Consider the following 3,706-nt stretch of genomic DNA (forward strand, 5'->3'; position numbering starts at 1 on the left):
ACCTGTGGCCGCGCAACCCACCGATTCGGGAGCGGCAGAGCATTCCCACCTCGTGGCTGGAGCTGTGCATCCGCGAGGGTCGCAACCGCCAGGTGCGGCGCATGACCGCCGCCGTGGGTTTGCCCACACTGCGCCTGATCCGCACCGCCGTGGGGCCTTACAACCTGGATGGCCTGCCCACGGGCACCTGGCAACAAGTCTGAGCCCGGCACAGTGGCTTGCGCCTACGCAACACCGTTGCCCCGCGTCTTCCTGCACAATCGCGCATCTTTCAACCCCTTAGGTAACCTGCATGTCTGACTTGCTGAACAAACTCGAATGGCGCTACGCCTGCAAAAAAATGGACCCCACCAAGTCCGTGCCCCAAGACAAAGTCGACCGCATCGTCGAAGCCGCCCGCTTGGCCCCAACATCGAGCGGCCTGCAGCCCTTCGAAATCATCGTGGTGACCAACCCCGCCGTGCGCGAGCAGATCAAGCCCAAGGCCTGGGGCCAGGCCCAGATCACTGATGGCTCGCACCTGTTGGTGTTTGCCGCTTGGGACAACTACACGGCCGAGCGCATCAACATGATGTTTGACCTGACCAACGCACAACGCGGCGGCACCAACGAAGGCTGGGAAAACTACCGCCAGATGTTGCTCAAGAACTATCCTGCACGCACACCCGAGGTGAACTACGAGCACGCTGCGCGCCAGGCTTACATCGGCTTAGGCGCAGCCCTGATCGCTGCGGCTTTTGAAGAAGTCGACGCCACGCCCATGGAAGGCTTTGACCCCAAAGCCGTGGACGAAATTTTGGGCCTGAGCGCTCGCGGCCTGCGCAGTGTGGTGATCGTGCCCCTGGGCTACCGCGCGGCCGAAGGCGACTGGCTGGCCAACCTGAAAAAAGTGCGCCGCCCCACCGCCCAGTTCGTGACCGAAGTCAAATAAGGTCGCAGCACACCTGCCGCTCTTGGAACGTCAGGTGCCGCACCCCCACAAAGCCGCAGATTCTGCGGCTTTGTGCTTTAACATCAAGGGCTTCCCAAACCGGGATGTCTATCCAAGGAACCACCATGGCCAAAGGCGAACAACGCAGCAACAAAATGGCCAAGAAGCCAAAGAAGGACACCGCGCCCCCCAAGACGTTCACGTCCGACCGCCCGATGGCCCCCTCGACCTTTGTGGCCCCTCGCGGCAAAGTCAAAGACAAGTGATTTTTTCAGCCGAACGGCCTTTTGACCGGGCCCACTCGGCCCGCCCTGCATGATCCCGATCCACGAAGACGAGCACCTGCTGGTGCTGGAAAAACCCAGCGGCTTGTTGTCGGTGCCCGGTCGCGGCCCGGAAAAGCAGGACTGCCTGTCCAAACGGGTGCAAGACCGTTACCCCGAAGCCCTGATCGTGCACCGTCTGGACCAGGACACCTCGGGCCTGCTGCTCATGGCCCGGGGCATCGAAGCCCAGCGCCGCCTCAGCAAGCTGTTCGAAACACGCCAAGTCAAAAAACGCTACGTGGCGGTGGTCGCAGGCCAACCAGAACAAACCCAAGCGGCCGTGGAGACTGATGAAGACGGCTGGCGCACCATCGACGGCCCGATCCTGCTGGACTGGGAGCGCCGCCCGCTGCACATCATCCACCCCGACGGCAAAGCCAGCCGCAGCCGTTGGCGCGTGCTGCAAAGCAGCCACAGCGACAGTTTCGGCACCAGCCTGATCGAGCTCGAACCCGTCACGGGCCGCACGCACCAGCTGCGCGTGCACCTGCAAAGCATTGGCCACCCCATGCTGGGTGACTCGCTGTACGCGCCGCCGGGCATCAAGGCCCTCAGCCCCCGCTTGCTGCTGCACGCGCAAGAGCTGGCCTTTGTGCACCCGTTCACCGAGCAAGCTATGGCGTTCAAGGCCCCGGTCCAGTGGTCGGCCCTGTCGCCTTACATCGCCGGTCATCAACCCCAGGCCTGAGCGATCAGGCCTTGGCTGCGCCCTTGATGCGGCCCGCCACCACACCGCACAGCACCACCAGGCCCATGCCCGTGAAGGCCAGCGCGTCAGGGATGTGGTCAAACAGCCACCAGCCCATCAGCGTGGAAAACCCCACCCCGGTGTAGAGGAATGGCGAGACCACCGAGGCCGGGGCTTTGGAAAAGGCCACGATGAGCAGGTATTGGCCCAGCGTGGCGGCCAGGCCCACCAAGAGCAGCAGCGCCCATTCGTTCAGGCTTTGCGGGGTGACCCAGGCGTTGAACACCAGCAGCGTGCTCACCGCCCAGCCCACCCAGCCTGTGTACAGCTGCATCACGGCCGGGTCTTCGGTGCGTGTCATGTGGCTGGTGACAGCCTGGAACACGGCGTAAGTCACCACCACCGTGAGCGCCATCCAGCCGACCGAGCTGTCGACCTGTCCACCCGGGCGGATGACCAGCATGGCCCCGATCAAGCCGCCCACCACCATGAGCCAGCGCAGCGGCGAGACCTGTTCTTTCATGACAAAGCGGGCCAGCGCCGTGAGGACCAAGGGCGTGAGCATGACGGTGGCGGTGAACTCGGCCACCGGCATGCGCTGCAGACAGTAAAAAGCCAGCAAGCTGCAAGACACCATGAGCAAGCCGCGCAGCAACTGCCAGCGCAGGCTGTGTGTGCGCCACATGGCTCGCCCCCGCACCGGGGCCAGCACCAGCGCAGTGCCCACGGCCTGCACTGCGTAACGGAACCACAACACCATCACGGGCGTGACGCTGAGCATGACCCATTTGCTGGTGGCGTCGCTGAAGCTCAGGCTGGCCATGGCCAGCACGGCAAAAACGATGCCGGGCCCGGCCAAGGCGGCGCGGGCTGGAGATTGGAGGGCGTTCGGTGGGGTGTGCAAGCTCGATCCCATGGGTGACTCAGGTTATTTTTGCATGGCCTGCCCGCGCACACAGTCACCTGTGCAAAGGCGCTGCAGGGCCCCTTGCCCGAAACGTCCGAGAGCCCAGAAGTCTCCAAGGCATTCGCCCGATAAAATAGCCAGCTTTGCATTGGGTCCCACCGTTCATGTTGCTTTCCCCTTTTGAGCCAAGGCGCTTGGCCCTCCTGCGGCACGTCCGGTGCCTGGCCACGCTGGCCCTGTCCATGGGTTTGCTTGGGTGGACATCGGCCGCGTTGGCACAAAGCACAACAGCGGCCGAAGAAGCCATCAAAAAAGCCATTCAGGCCGGGCAGCTCGATCAAGCCCGCCAACTGGTTCAAAAAGAGCGCAAGAACGCCCCCCAAGCGGTGCAATGGCGCTTCATGGAAGGCGTGATTCAGGCCCAACAAGGTCAGATCGACAAAGCCATCGACACCTTCAAGCAAATCACCCAAACGCATCCCGAGCAATCCGAGGCCTACAACAACCTGGGGGTGCTGTACGCCTCCAAAGGCCAGCTCGAAGCCTCCAAAACATATCTGGAAAAAGCCCTGCAGACCCACCCCAGTTATGCAGCGGCCCACCGCAATTTGTCGGATGTGCACAGCCAACTGGCCAAACAAAGCTATGCCAAAGCCCTGCAGGTCGACCCCAAAGCCAAGGCAAGCGCCCCTCAATTGACCTTGCTGGGCAGCATGGGCAGTGAGCAGCGTGGCCAGCCACCGGCCCAAAACGTGGCTTCGCTCACGCGTCCTGCAGCCCTGCCCCCAGGCCAAGCCACCAGCCCTGCCCCGGCCGCCGCAGCAACGCCTGCTTTGGCCGCTGCTGAAGCGGCG

5 protein-coding genes and 1 pseudogene are annotated in these 3,706 nt (G+C 63.3%); 5 read left to right on the forward strand and 1 reads right to left on the reverse strand.

The annotated features are described in order from the left end of the window. The 4 genes and pseudogenes from QZ190_RS12905 to QZ190_RS12920 all read left to right on the forward strand — a co-directional run. Positions 1-203: pseudogene (locus QZ190_RS12905) on the forward strand (23S rRNA pseudouridylate synthase); the annotation flags it as partial. Positions 204-292: 89 nt separating this feature from the next. Then, complete coding sequence (locus QZ190_RS12910) at positions 293-931, forward strand: NAD(P)H-dependent oxidoreductase (protein WP_291916920.1); 639 nt, start codon at positions 293-295, stop codon at positions 929-931. Between the two features lie 125 nt (positions 932-1,056). Then, positions 1,057-1,197 (forward strand): hypothetical protein, encoded by a 141-nt coding sequence (locus QZ190_RS12915; protein WP_291916922.1) that lies wholly within the window; start codon positions 1,057-1,059, stop codon positions 1,195-1,197. Between the two features lie 49 nt (positions 1,198-1,246). After that, on the forward strand, positions 1,247-1,945 hold the full coding sequence (locus QZ190_RS12920) for an RluA family pseudouridine synthase (protein WP_291916924.1): 699 nt from the start codon (positions 1,247-1,249) through the stop codon (positions 1,943-1,945). Between the two features lie 4 nt (positions 1,946-1,949). Here QZ190_RS12920 and QZ190_RS12925 read toward each other — a convergent pair whose 3' ends face one another. Continuing rightward, the gene (locus QZ190_RS12925) at positions 1,950-2,861 is read right to left on the reverse strand and encodes a DMT family transporter (RefSeq protein WP_291916926.1); all 912 of its coding nucleotides are present in this window, start codon (positions 2,859-2,861) and stop codon (positions 1,950-1,952) included. Positions 2,862-3,046: 185 nt separating this feature from the next. On the opposite strand from QZ190_RS12925, the gene QZ190_RS12930 reads away from it, so the two are divergent. After that, positions 3,047-3,706, forward strand: a 660-nt coding sequence (locus QZ190_RS12930) for a tetratricopeptide repeat protein (RefSeq protein ID WP_291916928.1), incomplete at its 3' end; no start/stop codon positions are given.

The sequence above is a fragment of the Limnohabitans sp. genome, assembly GCF_017848645.1.
Lineage (GTDB): Bacteria > Pseudomonadota > Gammaproteobacteria > Burkholderiales > Burkholderiaceae_C > Limnohabitans_A.

Excerpts from the sequence above, each read along its gene's own strand:
- QZ190_RS12925 (WP_291916926.1), bottom strand. The coding sequence starts at position 2,861 with ATGGGATCGAGCTTGCACACCCCACCGAACGCCCTCCAATCTCCAGCC.
- QZ190_RS12910 (WP_291916920.1), top strand. The coding sequence starts at position 293 with ATGTCTGACTTGCTGAACAAACTCGAATGGCGCTACGCCTGCAAAAAA.
- QZ190_RS12915 (WP_291916922.1), top strand. The coding sequence starts at position 1,057 with ATGGCCAAAGGCGAACAACGCAGCAACAAAATGGCCAAGAAGCCAAAG.
- QZ190_RS12920 (WP_291916924.1), top strand. The coding sequence starts at position 1,247 with ATGATCCCGATCCACGAAGACGAGCACCTGCTGGTGCTGGAAAAACCC.